Origin of the sequence: Rhodococcus sp. T2V, assembly GCF_029269925.1 — a bacterium.
Lineage (GTDB): Bacteria > Actinomycetota > Actinomycetes > Mycobacteriales > Mycobacteriaceae > Rhodococcus_F > Rhodococcus_F koreensis.
Window position 1 is genome coordinate 15,144 of sequence record NZ_JARJBD010000070.1, and the last position, 16,456, is coordinate 31,599.

At 64.8% G+C, this 16,456-nt stretch carries 13 protein-coding genes and 1 pseudogene; 8 read left to right on the forward strand and 6 right to left on the reverse strand.

Annotated features, from left to right (window positions below; all coding sequences use genetic code 11):
- The first annotated feature begins 315 nt into the window (after positions 1–315).
- Together P3H15_RS38455 and P3H15_RS38460 are read left to right on the forward strand one after the other, a co-directional pair.
- Positions 316–2,442 carry a hydantoinase/oxoprolinase family protein gene (locus P3H15_RS38455; protein ID WP_276142055.1) on the forward strand — a complete coding sequence of 709 codons (2,127 nt, stop codon included), beginning with the start codon at positions 316–318 and terminating at the stop codon, positions 2,440–2,442.
- The gene (locus P3H15_RS38460; protein WP_276142056.1) at positions 2,439–4,175 is read left to right on the forward strand and encodes a hydantoinase B/oxoprolinase family protein; all 1,737 of its coding nucleotides are present in this window, start codon (positions 2,439–2,441) and stop codon (positions 4,173–4,175) included. Before P3H15_RS38455 ends, P3H15_RS38460 begins: the two co-directional genes overlap by 4 nt.
- 586 nt (positions 4,176–4,761) lie before the next feature.
- On the opposite strand, the gene P3H15_RS38465 is transcribed toward P3H15_RS38460, so the two are convergent.
- The 3 genes from P3H15_RS38465 to P3H15_RS38475 form a co-directional block, all read right to left on the reverse strand.
- On the reverse strand, positions 4,762–4,983 hold the full coding sequence (locus P3H15_RS38465) for a hypothetical protein (protein WP_276142057.1): 222 nt from the start codon (positions 4,981–4,983) through the stop codon (positions 4,762–4,764).
- Between the two features lie 511 nt (positions 4,984–5,494).
- Positions 5,495–6,232: a nucleoside hydrolase gene (locus tag P3H15_RS38470; protein WP_276142058.1), complete on the reverse strand. Its 738-nt coding sequence runs from the start codon at positions 6,230–6,232 to the stop codon at positions 5,495–5,497.
- 9 nt (positions 6,233–6,241) lie between these two features.
- Entirely contained in the window at positions 6,242–6,682 is a 441-nt protein-coding gene (locus P3H15_RS38475) for a nucleoside hydrolase (RefSeq protein ID WP_346348824.1), read from the reverse strand.
- 370 nt (positions 6,683–7,052) lie between these two features.
- On the opposite strand from P3H15_RS38475, the gene P3H15_RS38480 reads away from it, so the two are divergent.
- The 4 genes from P3H15_RS38480 (at position 7,053) to P3H15_RS38495 (ending at position 11,138) form a co-directional block, all read left to right on the forward strand.
- A complete protein-coding gene (locus P3H15_RS38480) occupies positions 7,053–8,111 on the forward strand; it encodes a hypothetical protein (protein WP_346348825.1) in 1,059 nt (352 codons plus the stop codon).
- A gap of 6 nt (positions 8,112–8,117) precedes the next feature.
- Positions 8,118–9,104 (forward strand): hypothetical protein, encoded by a 987-nt coding sequence (locus P3H15_RS38485; protein ID WP_276142062.1) that lies wholly within the window; start codon positions 8,118–8,120, stop codon positions 9,102–9,104.
- 85 nt (positions 9,105–9,189) lie between these two features.
- Entirely contained in the window at positions 9,190–10,482 is a 1,293-nt protein-coding gene (locus P3H15_RS38490; RefSeq protein WP_276142063.1) for an adenylosuccinate synthetase, read from the forward strand.
- A gap of 8 nt (positions 10,483–10,490) precedes the next feature.
- A complete protein-coding gene (locus tag P3H15_RS38495; protein ID WP_276142064.1) occupies positions 10,491–11,138 on the forward strand; it encodes an NUDIX domain-containing protein in 648 nt (215 codons plus the stop codon).
- Positions 11,139–11,563: 425 nt separating this feature from the next.
- On the opposite strand, the gene P3H15_RS38500 is transcribed toward P3H15_RS38495, so the two are convergent.
- Positions 11,564–11,992 (reverse strand): nitroreductase family deazaflavin-dependent oxidoreductase, encoded by a 429-nt coding sequence (locus P3H15_RS38500; protein WP_276142065.1) that lies wholly within the window; start codon positions 11,990–11,992, stop codon positions 11,564–11,566.
- Between the two features lie 371 nt (positions 11,993–12,363).
- Positions 12,364–12,606 carry a hypothetical protein gene (locus P3H15_RS38505; protein ID WP_276142066.1) on the reverse strand — a complete coding sequence of 81 codons (243 nt, stop codon included), beginning with the start codon at positions 12,604–12,606 and terminating at the stop codon, positions 12,364–12,366.
- A gap of 1,582 nt (positions 12,607–14,188) precedes the next feature.
- Between P3H15_RS38505 and ligD the strand changes: the two genes are divergently transcribed.
- Positions 14,189–15,133 (forward strand): non-homologous end-joining DNA ligase, encoded by a 945-nt coding sequence (ligD, locus tag P3H15_RS38510; protein ID WP_276142067.1) that lies wholly within the window; start codon positions 14,189–14,191, stop codon positions 15,131–15,133.
- Positions 15,134–15,163: 30 nt separating this feature from the next.
- On the opposite strand, the pseudogene P3H15_RS38515 reads toward ligD, so the two are convergent.
- A pseudogene (locus tag P3H15_RS38515) lies at positions 15,164–15,341 on the reverse strand (HNH endonuclease); the annotation flags it as partial.
- A 199-nt stretch (positions 15,342–15,540) separates the two neighbouring features.
- Between P3H15_RS38515 and P3H15_RS38520 the strand changes: the two are divergent.
- Positions 15,541–16,209, forward strand: a complete 669-nt coding sequence (locus tag P3H15_RS38520; protein WP_276142068.1) for a ScbR family autoregulator-binding transcription factor — start codon at positions 15,541–15,543, stop codon at positions 16,207–16,209.
- The last annotated feature ends 247 nt before the right edge of the window (positions 16,210–16,456 follow it).

The following is a 16,456-nucleotide window of genomic DNA, read 5'->3' on the forward strand; positions in this document are numbered from 1 at the left end:
GAACGCCTTTCGCTCAATGAATCGGACGTAGTGCGCGTCGGCAGGTCTCTCGGAGGCCAAACCAAATCCGGGCGTCTCGAAAGGCCTGCCGCCGCGCACACCCGTGCCGATTCATCCAGATCGCCCGCCACCAATCGCGACGTGGGATGCCGCACGGCCCCCGGCAGACGCGCCGGAGTTTCATAAATATCTCAGAGAGCGTTTGAAAATATCTTATGGCGCCCCTATAGTTGGGGTGACGCAGCACACAACTGTTAGCGCTCGGTCACGCGCCTGCTGCCCATTCACCAGAAACCGATCCGCCCCAGGAGAGACATGGCTTCGAACAGCACCCCTCAAACACCGATCTCAGATGGGCAATGGTTGGTAGCCGCCGACATCGGCGGCACATTCACCGATGTCCTGGCTCTCGGCCCCGACGCTCGCATCGTGCCGATGAAGGTGCTCTCCACTCCCCCCGACTTCGGCACCGGGGTCATCACAGGCGCAACCGCCGCGCTGGCAGAAGCCAGCGTGCAGACGACCCAGGTAGCTGCGGTGCTGCACGCCACGACCGTCGCCACCAACGCCATTCTGGAGATGCGCGGCTCGCGCACCGCACTGGTGACCACCAAAGGCTTCCGCGACGTCCTCGAGATCGGTCGACTACGCCGGCCGTTGCTCTATGACCTCTCCTGGAAGAAGCCGACTCCCCTGGCGCGACGACGGCACCGATACGAACTCGACCAGCGCATCTTCGCCGACGGACACATCGAACGGCCGGTGGACCCGCAGGAGGTCGCCGCACTGGCCGACCAACTCCGCACCGACGGAATCGAAGCAGTCGCGATCTGCCTACTCAATTCGTACGTCGTCCCCGAACAGGAACGCACCGTCGCCGACCAACTCCGCGACCTGCTCCCCGGCGTCTACGTCACCGCATCTGTCGACATCTCACCGGAGATGCAGGAGTTCGAACGCAGCAGCACCGCCGTCGTCAACTCGTACGTCGGCCCGGTCGTGCACGACTATGTGACCGAACTCGGCCACAACCTGCGCGAGCAGGGCATGGTTGCCCCGTTCTCGATCATGCAGTCCTCGGGCGGCCTCCTCGACGCAACCTCGGTGGTCGAGCGCCCCGTCCAGATCATCGAGTCAGGTCCGGCGGCTGGCGTCATCGCTGTACAGAAGCTCGCGCAACTGCTCGAACTCGACAACGTCGTCGCCTTCGACATGGGCGGGACCACTGCCAAGGCATCACTGATCGAAAACGGCCAGCCGTTCGTCGCCAACGACTACGAGGTCGGCGGCGGGATGAACATCAGCCGCGGCATGGGCAAGGGTGCCGGTTACGCGGTCCGAGTCCCGTCGATCGACATCGCCGAAGTCGGAGCCGGCGGCGGCAGTATCGTATCGATCGACAACGCTGGCGCCCTCCATGTCGGCCCGGAGAGCGCCGGATCCCGTCCCGGGCCGGCCTGTTACGGCCAGGGCGGCAACCAGCCCACCCTCACCGACGCGAATGTCGTTCTCGGATACCTCAACCCCGAAGCGATCGCCGGTGGCCGTGTACACATTCAGCCCGAACTCGCAGACAAGGTTTTGCAAAGCATCGCACACCCGATGGGCCGCGAACCCCGCGCCGCCGCGCGCGGCGCCTACGAGGTGGCGATCTCGAGCATGACGAAGGCCGTCAAGGCCGTCACCAGCGAACGTGGACGTGACCCAAGAGATTCGGTCATGGTCGCCTTCGGCGGCGCCGGCCCGCTCTACGGCGCATCCCTTGCACGTGAACTCGGCATCGGCACCGTCATCGTGCCCATTCACACCGGCCTGTTCAGCAGCCTCGGCCTGTTGGTCGCAGACACCGAGTACCAGCTCGTTGCCCCGTTCCGCGCCGAACACGCCCAGCCCAACGAGCTGGGCCGGGCATTCGACGATCTCGTCGAGCAGGTGACGAGCAAGCTCACCACCTCCACCGCCGACGCCGACTCTGTTCAGATCGAGCGCATTCTCGACATGCGTTACCACGGACAGCGCTTCGATCTGCGGATTCCCCTCCCCGACGGAATAGTCGACGAAAACCTTGTCCGCGAGGCGTACAGCCGCTTCCACGCCGAACATCACAAGACCTACGGGCGCGCCGGCAGCGACGAGATGATCGAGATCGTCAATGTCCGCGTCCGCGGATTCGTTCCAAACCCGATCACCATCGCTCAGGCCCTCGCCTCAGACAGCGTTCCCACGTTTGAGGAATCCTCCCGTGTGTGCCGCTTCAGCGAAGACGTCGACACTCCCGTCATCTCACGCTTCCACCTGTCAGCTGAACGTCGCCTCGGCCCCCTGGTCATCGAAGACATGGACTCGACGGTCCTCGTTCCGCCCGGAGCCACAGCGCACCTGGACAAATTCCACAACATCATCATCACCTGGACATCGACCCACGACGAGGAAACCAAATGAGCCCCACGATCCGCGACGCAGCCACCTTCGAGGTCTTCCGTAACGCTGTGTCCGGCCTCGCCGACGAAATGGCCATCACGATCCTTCGCACCGCACACTCGCAGATCGTCGCGTCCAGCATGGACTTCTCTGCAGCACTCTGCGACGCTCGCGGACGAATCATCGCTCAGGCCAACACGTGTCCCGTGCATCTCGGATCCATCCCCGACGCCATGGACGCGGTATTCGACGAATTCGGCGACGATTTCCGAGACGGCGACATCTACCTTCTCAACGATCCCGACCGCGGGGGTATGCACCTGCCCGATATCTTCGCGATCGCCCCCATATTCACCGACGCCACTACCGGACAGCTGATCGGGTTCACCGTTACAGTCGTCAACCACGCTGACGTCGGCGGATGGGCTGCCGGCTCCATGGCCGTCCAATCGACCAATATCTTCGGCGAAGGCATCCAAATCCCTCCGTCCCGTCTCGTCGACGCGGCGGTGACCAACCAGACCTTCTACGACCTCATCCTGCGTAATGTGCGAGAGCCTGAAATGCTTCGCGGCGACCTCGAATCCCAACTGGCCGCCTGCCATGCCGGCAGCAAGGGCATCCGCGATCTGGTCACCCGATATGGAATCGAAGAGTTCGATCATCTCGTCGACGAACTACTCGACTACTCCGAACTCCTGGTCCGCACTGCGCTCGACGGCGCACCAGACGGCGAATACGCCTTCGAGGACGCGATCGACGACGACGGCCTCGGATCCGGGCCGATTCCGTTCAAGGTCAAGATCACAATCGACAGAAGCAACATCACGTTCGACTTCACGGGGTCCTCACCGCAGGTGTCCTCTGCCCTTAACGCCACCGCCTCCTTCACCCGCTCGGCGTCCTACGCAGCCTTGCAGGGCGCGCTGGGATCGGACATCCCCGCTAACAGCGGCTTCTACCGCCCGTTCACCTTCATCATCCCGGAAGCATCGATTCTCAGTGGACGACGCCCCGCGGCGCGCGGTGCCCGCGGACTGGTCGCCTACCGCATCATCGACACCGTCCTCGGAGCACTCGCCGCTGCATTCCCCGACCGAGTCCCGGCGGCCGGAGACGGTGGACCGAACTCGATCGCCGTCGGCGTCACCGAGCCGAATGGAGCTTCGGTCGTACTCTGGGACATCCTCTGCGGCTCCTGGGGCGCAACCCCCACCGGCGACGGCAACGACGCAATCAGCCCACTCGGAGCCAACCTGGCCAACACACCGATCGAAGAGCTCGAGCAGTCAGGACACCTTCGTATCGACGGATACGGCTACCTCCCCGACACCGGCGGCGCCGGGCAATTCCGAGGCGGACTGTCGACCTTCCGAGACATGACGCTGCTCTACGACAACACCACCATCCAGATTCGGTCCGACCGCCGCACCTCGCAGCCCTACGGCCTCAACGGCGGCCTCAACGGTGCATCGTCAGCGAACATTCTCAATCTCGGTGCCACCGACGAGGAACTGCTTCCGTCCAAACCGCACCGCGCTGTCGGTGCAGGTGACCGGCACCGACAGGTGACGGCGGGCGGCGGCGGCTACGGTGACCCACTCAGCCGAGAGCCGCAGCTCGTGCTGGCCGACGTACTCGACGGCAAGGTCACGCCTGAAGGGGCACTGCGAGACTACGGAGTCGTCCTCGACGAGCCGCCCGTTGTGCTCGTCGATGCGACCCGGGCCGAGCGGACACGCCGCGCCCGATAGAAGACCGGTGTCCGTGTCGTCGGGCACACTCACTGCTTTCCTGGCGGCACTGACACCGGCGATCCCGCAGACCCGCGACCTTCAAGCACTCCAAACCGTGGCAAGCATTCTGCAGCTTGGTAAGTCCGCGGTCGCGCCGGGTTTGGCCGTGCGCTACAGGACCCGGACCGCCTAACGGTGACGGTTCCGGTTATGCGATGTCATGACGGCGACTCAGCGGAGCGCGCCCGCGCCGAGTCGCGGAGCACCTGGAGGGAACGCTGGTGGGCGCGGGCCGCACGGGCACTGTCTCGGGCTCCGTTCGATCCGGCTCGTACCGAGTTGTACTCGTATTGGCGTGATTGCGCTTCGTGCCATGCGGCGATGGTTTCGGCACTCGCGCCTTGTGGGGGTCGTGTAATGGAAAGCGCTGTCAACTCGATCAATTCGTCCGCGTCCATTGATCATCACCTCATCCTGGGCGTTCTGCTGGTGTTCAATGATGTTCGCGACTGCTGACCGGGCAGGAACGACGAGCCGGCATAGGGGTGGATCCCTGATGAACTGCCACGATTGTCCGTCTTTCGAAGTGCTGCGGGTGGTTGGTTCACTTCTTCTTCGCAAGGGCGACGGCGATGATGATGATGACGCCTTGGATGATGACCTGCTGACTCACGTCCAGTCCGGCGAGGATCAGCCCGTTGTTGATGAGCCCGATGAAGACTGCACCGATCGCCGAGCCTATGACCCGGCCGTATCCACCGAAGAGGCTGGTTCCTCCCAGGACAACGGCAGCAATGACGGAGAGTTCGTCACCGCGGTGATCCACGTCGGCTGCATATACACAGGGGCAGCCCGACGTTTCGTGTCCAGCAAGGTGAACGCCGATAACACCCCGATCGCACCGGGACCGGCCAAAGCCCAACCCGCAATGGCTAGCGGACCAGAACCGCCCGCCAAAACACCGATTACAACACCAAGTGCGGCGACCGCACCCGCTACCGCAAGGAGCCAGATAGGCGGGGTCGCCACCGTCAGACCTCGCCCACCACCGGATGCGCCGGGACCCGTGCCACCCGCACTCGGTGCGCTTGAAGGCTGGGCCGGTAACCCGCCTGGGTACGACAGCGACCGGGCGGCGAAGGGATCGGAAGCGAACGGGTCCGAGGGTGGGGTCACCGTGGCATCTCCTGAGTACGCGAAAATGGGCACAACGGCCCCTGACCAGGCCCGTAAGTCATCCTCGCACAGACTTTTCGGCGACCATGTCCGACACTCGTTCCCCCTGAAAGTAGAAAATTGCCGTCAGTATTTCACCAGTCGCAGACTTGCGCAGTCAGTCATGCAAACGACATAGCCCGCGGCAAACGGAGCAGCGAGACCAAGCACTTCCCCATGATCGATTCACGCCTAGCAAGAGCGAGGCACTTCGATTGAGCTTGATCAGTGAACCCCACCGCGCCTTCAACTCTCACGATCGGTCCAAGCGGCTGCGTATGAGCGTCGAAGTTTTTTTCGTGCCCGGCAGGTTCATCTGGGTACAGAATCGCCGCATGTCGCTGCGATGCGCTGTCGGATCGTCGGGTAGTACAGGTCGGTGATAAACCCATGGGTCGAGGCCGCCCCGCTGGGTGTCCCCACAGGCTTGCCCGACCGTCATCGCCGCGGTGGACGTGGCCGGTCAAGTCGGTGACGGACCAAACCACTGCCGGGTCGAGCATGACGCTGGCTGCGACGGAGTCGTGGGAGGTGTACATCGGGGTGTCCGACCGGTAGGTGGTGGTGCAGTACAGGTGGTAGCCGGCGGTGATGTCGCGGACGAAGGCGGCGAGTCCGGTCTGCTCAGCCTGTGTGTCGAGATCATCCCACAGCACGCGAAGACGCCCGGTGACATTCATCCCGACCAAGGTAGCCGGCCCGTGAGCTGCCGCGACCGACGCGGCGGCGTCCGGGTGCTGGTTGGTGTTCGTGTCCCCCTTCACCAGAAAGAGCGGCTGTACCGCGGTTTCGGTGTCCCACCGGGCGACGGGTCCCATTCCGCCATAATGGTCACCGTCCTGTAGCAGGTCAGCACCCACGGGTCCTGCTCAAGAGCGGCGGCGACGTTGGACAGCGGGCCCGGGAGCAACAGATTCACCTGCCCGGGCTGTGCACGACCGATTCGCAGGATCTGCTCGACCGCCGACTTCCCGGACGGCGACACCCCATCCGGCGCCGGAAGCCTCGATCGCCAAGCCCGTCGGCGCCGTGGGGTGAGCGCGTCGCCGGCGCCGGTCCGGGCCGTGGCCGACGACGCAGACAGGGATGTCGACCCAGCCGGCGGCCGCGAGTACAACGAGCGCGTTAGATGCGGCCTTCTGTTCCGTGCAGTTGCCGAAGACGCTGCCGACTCCGATCAACTCCGTTCCGGAAGCGTCCATGACTGTGAGCAGTGCGAGTGCATCGTCGACTCCGGCGTCGGTGTCGACGATGCACGGTAAACGTCGGTCATCGTCTCTTGTCCCGCTTCTTATGTGCCGCCACTTCATCCACGCGACGGCCCGGTGTGGGTCGGTGATAATTGTCGTGATGCGACCAGGCTTGGTAGGTCGCAGAGCGGGCCGGATCGCTGAAGTGGGTGGTCGCGTAGGCCACTCGACGGCTAGAGCCGTGGACGCCGACGGATGATGATTGCCTTTGACTGTCGGAGGTAGGTACGACACATCCGTCACTGCAGACAACCGCTACATCGACGCACCGCTGAGCCGCAGACGCCTGTAGCGGGACCCAGACTCAGTCGCCAGCACCGTCCGCCCCGCTCAGTACGCAGCCAGCGGCCATAGATCAATCTTCATCTGCCTGGCCCCAAGGTGATTGCATTTCCTTGTTTTAGTCGTTTAGACTAAAACCATGGAAACGATGACGGAGGCACTCGACATTGTCGGCGCGGCAACCGTGCCGAGTGATCTGTTCGGCCCAATAGCCCAGGACCCGGCAGCTCAACGCGCAGCCCGTCGGCGCTTCCACCGCCTGTCGGTTCTGATTCACCCGGATCGGGTTGATCCGGCGTACACCGCCCGCGCCGCAACGGCATTCACACATGCGTCCGACCTGTACCGCCGCTGGCAGCGCGCCACGACCACCATGGACGCGGCCACAGCCACCGTCGTGGACGGCAGAAACGGCTACTACCGACTCGGGACCCGGCACGCCCGCGGCTCGATCTCCGACCTGCACCATGCCACCGACAGCGGCGGCGCGGGCGTTGTGGTGAAGGTTCCCCGCAATGTCGCCTCGAACGTTCTGATCGATGCGGAGCGGGCCGCGCTCACTGAGATCGCGGTGTCCGCCGAGGGCGGGAACGACTGGTTGCGCGCGTACTTCCCGCAACTGATCGACCACCTCACCCACGCCGACCCTGTGACTGGCGCCCGGCGGCAGGTGAACGTGCTGGACTCGCTGACCACCGGATTCGTCACCCTCGCCGAGGTCCAGGCCGGCTACCCGGATGGGCTCGATCCGCGGGATTGGGTATGGATGCACCGGCGAATGTTGCGGGCTCTGGCCGCCGCCCATCGCGCCGGGTGGGTGCACACCGCGGTGACCGCGGACAACGTGCTCATTCACCCTGAGCGGCACGGGGTAGTGCTGGCCGGATGGTCGTTCGCCACCCGCCCCGGCACCGTTCCTCTGGCGACGATCCCCTCTCGGCGGGGCCACTATCCACCGGAAAGTTCCACCGACTCCCCCGCAACCCCGGCCTGGGATGTGTTCATGGCCCATCGGTTGATGCTGACCATGCTCTCCGATACGGCCCCGGACCGCCTGCGCGCGTTCGCCCGCGGCTGCATGCAACCCCAACCTGGTCTGCGACCTGACGCCGTCGATCTGCTCGACGAGTTCGACGACCTGCTCGACACGCTGTACGGGCGGCGACGCTTCCGCCCGTTCACCATGCCCACCACGAAAGGACAGTGATCCACCATGGGATACGGCAAGTGGGATGACGACACCTACACCGCGGCCAGAACGTTCCGCGCCGCCCGCGGCGTCGACGACTTCGGCTACACCAGCGCGATGTACGCACAACCGATGGATCAGTGGAAGGCCGATCCGACCCTGGACCCGCTGGGCGTGACAGTGCGGGAATGCCGGGATTCGGCCGGGCACCCCGAATCGCTCCCGATCGCCGTGCTCTTCGACGTCACCGGTTCGATGGGCGCGGTACCGCGGATCATGCAGGACAAGCTCGGCAAACTACACGGTCTGCTGCAGCGCAAGGGCTACGCCGACGACCCGCAGATCCTGTTCGGCGGCATCGGGGACGCCGACTCCGACCGAGTGCCCCTGCAGGTCGGTCAATTCGAGTCCGGCAACGCCATGGACGAGCAACTCCGCACCATCTTCCTCGAAGGCAACGGCGGCGGTCAGAAATCTGAAAGCTACGAACTGGCCGCATATTTCATGGCCCGTCACACCGCCACGGACGCGTGGGACAAACGCGGCCACAAGGGCTACCTGTTCATCATCGGCGACGAACTGAACAAGGCCCGACTGTCGGCCCGGCACGTGCGCACGGTGATCGGCGACGACCTCGACCGCGATGTCACCGTCGCGTCGGTGTACCGGGAACTCGAACGGCGCTGGAACGTCTACTTCGTACTGCCAAATCAGTCTGCGTACTACCACGATCCCGAGATCGCGGAGCACTGGCAGCGTCTGCTCGGGGAACGGTTCCTCAAACTGGACGACCCGGGCGCGGTGTGCGAGCTGATCGCGCTGACGGTCGGCATGGGCGAGGACCGCATCGACCTCGGCGAAGGTCTTGCGGACCTGCGTGACGTCGGCTCCGCCGCCGAAGCGGACACCGTCGGTCACGCGCTCGCCGCCCTCGGTGCGGCGCGCTCCCCCGTCGCGGTGAGCCCACTGCCGATCGATCCGCCCGGCAGCGACGACGTGTCCTTCACCTGACACCCGTTCGAGAGGCGAGGCGTCGGGTTCCCCGCGCCGGGTTCAGGCCTCGCCTCCCGACTCCCCTTCTACGACAGGAGATCCCATGACCACGGTGTTCGGTGACTGCGACATCATCGTCGTCGACCTGGGCTTCGGCGACGCCGGCAAGGGCGCCACCGTCGACTGGCTCTGTTCACCGGGCGCCGGCCTCGATGTCGCAGCCGTCGTCCGGTTCAACGGCGGCGCGCAGGCCGCGCACAACGTCGTTGTCGACGGTCGCCACCACACCTTTTCCCAGTTCGGGTCCGGGACCTTCTCCGGCGTCCCGACGGTGCTGTCCCCGCATGTCCTCGTCGAACCGATCGCCCTCGCCGCCGAGGCCCGCGCCCTGGCCGGCCTGGGTGTGCCGAATCCGCTCCAGTTACTGCACATCGACGCCGCCGCGCTACTGACCACCCCGATCCACGTGGCCGCTAACCGTGCCCGCGAGGATGCCCGCGGTAACGGCAGGCACGGCTCGTGCGGCAAGGGTATCGGGGAGACCGCCGCCTACGCCCTCGATCACCCGGACGCACCCACCGTCGGAGACTGCCACCGTCCAGCCGTTCTGCGCGCCAAACTCTCCGCGATGGCCGACCACTATCGGGGCCTGGTCGCCCCCAGCGTCCATCGGTGGCCCGACCTCGACGACATGGTCACGATGTACTCCGAATTCGTAGCCGCTGTCCGGATCGCCGAGGATGGTGATCTCGCGGCCCTCGCCAACCAGGGGCGCTCGGTTTACGAGGGCGCACAAGGAGTGCTGCTCGACGAGTGGCGCGGGTTCCACCCGCACACCACCTGGTCCACCGTGGAACCGAGCAATGCGCGCGCCCTCTCCGACAAGCAGGGTCGCGGCAGCCACGTGCTCGGCGTCACCCGCACCTACACCACCCGGCACGGTGCAGGGCCGATGCCCACCGAGAACCCGGAACTCGGCGCGGTCCTTCCCGAACTGCACAACGATACCGGCAGCTACCAGGGCGCCTTCCGGATCGGGGACCTCGACGAGGTACTGCTGCGGTACGCCGCAAACGTATGCGGCAGTGTAGACAGTCTGGCCGTCACCCACCTCGACGCGGTGACCCGCGCCGCAGCCGCGGGGAATCCCATCCGCAGCGCACGCCGGTACCCCGACGTCGGCGACCTACTCCCTCTCGGACCGTGGCGGGACCTCGCGCATCAACAACACCTCACCGACGTCCTGTCCGCACTCACCCCCGACACATCGGAGTTGCCGACCCATCCGGCAGAGGTCGCGACGCACCTCGGATCGCTGGTCGACGCACCGGTGGTACTCACCTCCAGCGGTCCCAGCCGGGCCGCCCGTCACGTCCGAGAGCCCGCTATCGCATGATCACAGGTGTGGAACAGTCATCCGTCTCCGTCGACGTGGTCGCGCTCCGGTTCGGCAACCCGGAACCCGACGCGCTGCGCTACGGCGTCGCGCCCCGCCGCTGGGAGCCGTACACCGGGCACACGGCCTTGCCCGGTGTCCTTCTCGGCGCCGGTGAACGCCTCGAAACGGCCGCCCGCCGCGCCGTCACCACCAAACTCGGGATCCCGGACGACGCGATCCTGGCAGTGGGACAACTCGCGGTGTTCGACGAACCCAGCCGCGACCCACGCGGGCCGACCCTGTCCATCGCCATGTGGGCCGTCATCACCGGCGACAACATCACCACCGACCCCGCCACCGCGACGCAGTGGCGCGGCTTCGACGAACACGGCAGCCTCGCCTTCGACCACGACCGCATCGTCGCCGCCGCACGCCGCATCCTCGCCACCAGCCTCCTCTGGCGGGACACAACATTCACCCGGGCCCTCCTCGGCGCAGAATTCCCCGCCACCCACGCCGTTACCGTCACCACCGCACTCGCTGGCAACCGGCCCGATCAAGGCAACCTCAATCGCACGCTCAAGGCGATACCCGGACTCGAACGCACCGACGAACGCGTCCGAGTACAAGCCACCGGCCGCCCCGCAGTCGTATGGCGTTGGACCACAACATAAGCGACACCAAACCCACCCGCACCGACACCCGGCGCCAAGCACACCCCTGAGCCGCGACCCACTGGGCTCAACCCGAGCGTGCAGACAGCGACGGGGTCCGAGGCTTAGCTGTTCGACGGCCCAGTCCCAGACTTAAGCACGATCACCGAGGATCGACCAATGCGAAGTGCACGCCCACGAACCGCAGAAGTGTCGCCACTCATCCGCTCATGTTCGGTGTAGAGTCGAACCATCGCCTGGCCGCACCTGAGTACATCAGGTCGTCAGGGACACGTGCTCAGACGCGCCACCGACCACACCAGCGGCAGCGCCCGCCACAACCCCACGTAACATTCCAGCCTGTCCCCAGCCGCCAACCTGCGGGAACTGCACCCGAGCGCTCAGAACGGCCCGGATGCCCCGCCTGCCCGGACCCTCATCGATTCTCACCTGCGGCGCAGCACCAGCACGGGAATTGTCCGGATGCCCGCAGTCTTCTCCGCGTAGTCGGCAAAGCCGGGATACCGCCGCGCCTGCTCGGCGAAGAGCAGATCCCGCTCCTCGCCCGTCACCTCACCGACGGTTACCGCGTATTGCTCGGTGCCCCGTTCGATCTCTGCCTCACCGGCGGTGACGAGGTTGTAGTACCAGTCGGGATTGGTCGGTGCGCCCGCCTTGGACGCGAAGACGTAAATCGTGTCCGGATCTTCCTCCTCTGGCAGATACATCATCGGGCTCACCCGATCTCGCCCGGTCTTCCGGCCCCGGTGGTGAACCAGCACCACCGGCGCACCCTCGAATGGGCCACCAACTCGGCCCTCGTTTGCCCGGAATTCAGCAATGATGTTCGCGTTCCAGTCGTCGGTGCTACTCATCCGGCAGATTCTCCTCTTCCGGCACAGGATCGGTCAGCAATCAGGTCGACGCGGTCGCCTCCGTGCCGCACCCGGTCTCATTCAGGGCGCGCTCCGCTTCTTCAGGCGCACCCGCAACTGTCCACTTTCTCGTATTCGTGAACCGTTCACCGCCACCGCGGACCATATGCGAGCCTCGGCAGATCAGCGGGTCCCTTTTTAGATTCGCGGCCGGATTGGACGGCGAATTTCGGGACTGCCGCGGTGTCGGTGAAGGCGCCCATACAATGTCCAGTCGCATGCTTGGACTGATCTCGGGGAAGCGTTGACAAGCTCGTCCGAACGTTCGCGGACCACACAGTCAGTTTGTGCCGCCCCCAATGCAAGGAGCCCTATTTTCCGATATCGACGGTGAGGTCCTCGGTGTCGGCGAAGACCAAACGCCCGTCGTCGAGGGCCACCGCCCACCGATGCACCAGTGCCCACTCGTGGCCACGTTCGGCGGTGTCGGTCAGCTCGGCGTAGTCCTCGACGATGACGCCAGTCGCCGCCTCGGACCGCCTCCGCACCAGCACCCGGGTGCCCACGCTCAACGCACCGGGTGACGCCTGCTTCTTCTCGCTCTCGTCACTCATGAACTGCACCTTCCCTCTGCCCTCGGAGCATAAGCATGGCTCGCGCTCGCCCACCAGCCGAACTCACGTCGCCAGCCGCTGGGCGCCCAGGCCATGTGGGATGGCAAGCGTTCCCGGCCACGGATGTGGCGAGCAGGTGTGCGGCCGCCCGCGGATCGCAGTGCGATCGAGATCTTGCGGGCGGGGTCCGTGGAGTAACTCCATGTCCCACGGGTACTCCCGACCTACGCTGCACAGCGGGCTCGACGGCCCCGGTGGCAGCCAGGCCCTCCCGCCAGCGTCCCCCTTCGCTGGCCGGAGGGCCGTCCACCGCTCACTGCTCGCGGCCGCGACATCAATGGGCTTGCCCTGCTATTTCTGGCCACGGCCGGCACTTCGGAGGCATGACCGAAGCGCACAGATCTAGTGGATCAGGTTCGGTGAACTGTGCGATTGAGCAGGCGCCAACTCAACGAGAAGCGAATCGACAGGTCCGCCGCCGCAGCGGCTCTCGCGAGGCTCTTCGTTGTCCCGCACCCGGCTGCCGAGCATTCCAGGGAGTGGAGCTCACATGTGAACTTCGGGCTCTTGGGCGGCGCCCCCACGATCACCGACCACTGCGGGGTGAATGCCGTGGTGTTCGGCGTGGTGGATCACCCACGCGATCGGGTTCGTCACACGCCCGCCGATCCGACGGACTTGCAGCTACGCCGCCAACGCCCTGATGAGGCAAATTCGTCCCAGCCCGCTCTCGTTGTCCGCATGCCCCCGGGACCGGCATACCTCTCTGAGTACCCGGCACTGCCGACTCGGACGACACCGAAACCGGGCCGCGTTGTACGAGATTCTCCAGAGTGCACGAACGCACCCGACCAGCACGCACCAAATGACCACCTCGCGCAAGAAGCGTAGATCTGAGTCTAACGCCCAGGCCTGGAACCGAACGCGAGGCGCGCCGTGCATTCCGTGAGAGTTCACGGTTGCCCTACCCGCCAGTAACCCTGCTGGCTGGCGTACACCCATCTGCCACCCCTTACGACTCCTCCGCCCGCCGGGCCGGCTTGCCCAGCGCATGGAAAATGCTGCCGCTGAATCGAAGTCGGCCATGACTAGCTTGTCGACGAATCCTACGAATGTGCCCAAACCGGGGGCCGCAGTGGCATATTTCTGAGCATGCCCAGGTACCTGGTCACGCTCAGCGGTGGAACATCGAGCGAGTAGACATTCGAATCAGACTTCCACGCGATTAACGAAACGCACCGGCCCCATCCACCCCGACGTGGTATCGCCCAGATCGACCGTTACGACAGAGACGGTACTCGGTTCCGTATATGGCCATCCGCCACAACCAACTCCAGCTGACACGCTTCTCTCCCCAGCTCACCGACGGTGGACACCGATTGATCGGATAACCAGTGCCGAGATCCTGCCGATTTCGCGACAACGGAGTCCGCACCACAGCGACGACGGTGTACGCGGGCGAGCCGGCGGCCCCCGATCACCCTTCCCTGCCCGCCAGGACTGCCGACCGCAGATCACGGAGGGCACAATCAGCACTGTGCCCGCCCACCAGCCCGCACCACCTCTCCGCCCGGTAAGACCGATGCTGGCGACACTCGGCCCACCACCGGGTGGAGACGACTGGGCCGTCGAGATGAAAATCGACGGTGTACGCGCCATCGCCACCATCACCCCGACCGCAGTGCGCCTGTTCAGCCGCAACAACGCCGACATCACCACCACATACCCGGAGATCGCCGCCGGACTCTCCGAGATCAACCCAGGCAGCGGCGTAATCGTCGATGGTGAGATCGTTGCGCCCGCGGCCAGTCGTGGCCGACCGCGATTCGATCTGCTCCAACAGCGGATACTCGTCCAGGATCCACCGCCCGCGCTGCAGCGCGCCGTACCGGTCGCCTTTTGTATTTTCGATTTGCTGGCGCACGACGGGGGACCGATCCTGCGGTGGCCGTACGTCGAGCGCCGACAACTTCTTGCCGACCTGAACCTCGGACTGGGAGGCGAGGCGCTGCAAGTCCTTCCACACTGGGTCGACGTCGACGGTGAGGCCATGCTCCAGCTGGCCGACGAGCAAAGGCTCGAAGGAATCGTCTCCAAGAGAATGACCGCACCGTATCAGCCCGGACGCCGCTCACCAGACTGGGTCAAGACTCCGCTACTCAACAGCGCCGAAGTGGTCGTCGGCGGGTGGGAAGCTACGAGCCACGGTGGGTTGCGATCACTGATCGTCGGCGCCAACGCGGACCAGGTCGGCCTGGTCTTTATCGGGCACGTCGGATCCGGCTTCACCGAAGCCGACCGGCGACGAACGCTTATGCTGCTCCGGCCACTCGAACGCCCCACCAGTCCCTTTGACAATTACGTCCCCGATGAGATTGCCGCTCACGCCCGTTGGGTCGAACCGTCTCTGGTCGGCACCGTCGAGTACCGCGAATTCACCCCCGACTGGCGGCTCCGCCACCCGTCATGGAAAGGCTTCCGCGCCGGGATAGACCCCAGATGGGTCACCATCGACGAGTTACCGTAGTCCGCGCGTCTCGGCACGACGACACTATTTTCAGCATGAGTGCGGGACCTGGCTCATCGCATCCTTCTCCGCCTGGGTCACCCACAGCCGGGGCCTTCACGTCAATCTGCCTGGAGATGCATATGCACCGGTAGCCCTTATTCGGCGGCAGCCAGGCCGCGGCGTCGGAATCGGACTTCTGCGAATTCGTCAGGCCGTCGACCGGCCTGTTCATTCCACCGACCGGCGCAGACATCCTCCCATAGAGGGTCCCCGGCGGCCTCAGAAAGACCTCCCACCGCCGCTAACCTTCCAAGAAGGGGGGCGGGCCGGGAGTCGGCTCACCGGGGACTTCGTGCGCACCAAGAAAACAGGATATTTGTCCAGTTTTGCATTGCCAATACCGACCTGTAGGTTTGATATGATCGATGCCGTACGCAGAAGGGAACACCTTGCAGAAGCGTGCAATCGCTACGCGGCAGGCTGTAGTGGCCGCCGCGGCTGAGGTGTTTAACCGCCTGGGTTACGTGAAGGCGGGCCTACAGGAGATCATCTCCGAATCCGGGGTGACGAAGGGTTCGCTGTACTTCCACTTCAGCTCGAAAGAGCAGTTGGCACGGGCAATTATCGACGAGGGCTGCGCAAACCTCGAATCGGCGTGCGCTCAACAATTCGACTCCCGCACACCAGCTCTGGAAACGTTGATCGGAATCTCGTATGTGATGATCGACCCGTCCAACAATGACGACCTGGTATTGGCCGCATTCCGCCTTCTCAACGAGATGGGCGACTTCCGAGGCACCGGGAGCGTGGTCGTCGATCACTGGATCGCAACCTGCCAGGCATTGGCGGCAAGGGCAGTCGAAGAAGGCGACTTCCGCGCTGACACAAATCCGGATGATGTGGGCCGCCTGCTGCTGGAGATGGCATTCGGCACGCGTCTACTGGCAGCGGCAACCGACACACTGACGGAACTGCCTGAGCGCATGACCACCGCGTGGAAGGTTTTCCTTCCCGGGCTGGTCGACGACGCGAAAGTCGACTACTTCTCCCAGTTCGCCGCTCGTCGGCTGTCCTCCTACCTCGTGCCCTCCTAGCGAGTCGCGTCACCCGGTCGACCAGTTGCCGGACCCGAACCCCACCTCCATCCACTGAAGGAGAGGATGGCGCCCGACATACCCCAGGTGCCGAATTGGGACCATCGCTCCGGGCATCTACTTGTCGAGACGCTATGGGCGGCAATGCATCGCCATCCCCGGATAGCTGCTGTCGCAACCATGCGTGCCGACAGATCCATATTTGTCCTACAGCGTGTTGGACAAATATGTGGGTAGGGTAACCAGC

Excerpts from the sequence above, each read along its gene's own strand:
- P3H15_RS38455 (WP_276142055.1), top strand. The coding sequence starts at position 316 with ATGGCTTCGAACAGCACCCCTCAAACACCGATCTCAGATGGGCAATGG.
- P3H15_RS38460 (WP_276142056.1), top strand. The coding sequence starts at position 2,439 with ATGAGCCCCACGATCCGCGACGCAGCCACCTTCGAGGTCTTCCGTAAC.
- P3H15_RS38475 (WP_346348824.1), bottom strand. The coding sequence starts at position 6,682 with ATGAAGTGGCGGCACATAAGAAGCGGGACAAGAGACGATGACCGACGT.
- P3H15_RS38480 (WP_346348825.1), top strand. The coding sequence starts at position 7,053 with ATGACGGAGGCACTCGACATTGTCGGCGCGGCAACCGTGCCGAGTGAT.
- P3H15_RS38485 (WP_276142062.1), top strand. The coding sequence starts at position 8,118 with ATGGGATACGGCAAGTGGGATGACGACACCTACACCGCGGCCAGAACG.
- P3H15_RS38490 (WP_276142063.1), top strand. The coding sequence starts at position 9,190 with ATGACCACGGTGTTCGGTGACTGCGACATCATCGTCGTCGACCTGGGC.
- P3H15_RS38500 (WP_276142065.1), bottom strand. The coding sequence starts at position 11,992 with ATGAGTAGCACCGACGACTGGAACGCGAACATCATTGCTGAATTCCGG.
- P3H15_RS38505 (WP_276142066.1), bottom strand. The coding sequence starts at position 12,606 with ATGAGTGACGAGAGCGAGAAGAAGCAGGCGTCACCCGGTGCGTTGAGC.
- ligD (WP_276142067.1), top strand. The coding sequence starts at position 14,189 with ATGCTGGCGACACTCGGCCCACCACCGGGTGGAGACGACTGGGCCGTC.
- P3H15_RS38520 (WP_276142068.1), top strand. The coding sequence starts at position 15,541 with ATGCCGTACGCAGAAGGGAACACCTTGCAGAAGCGTGCAATCGCTACG.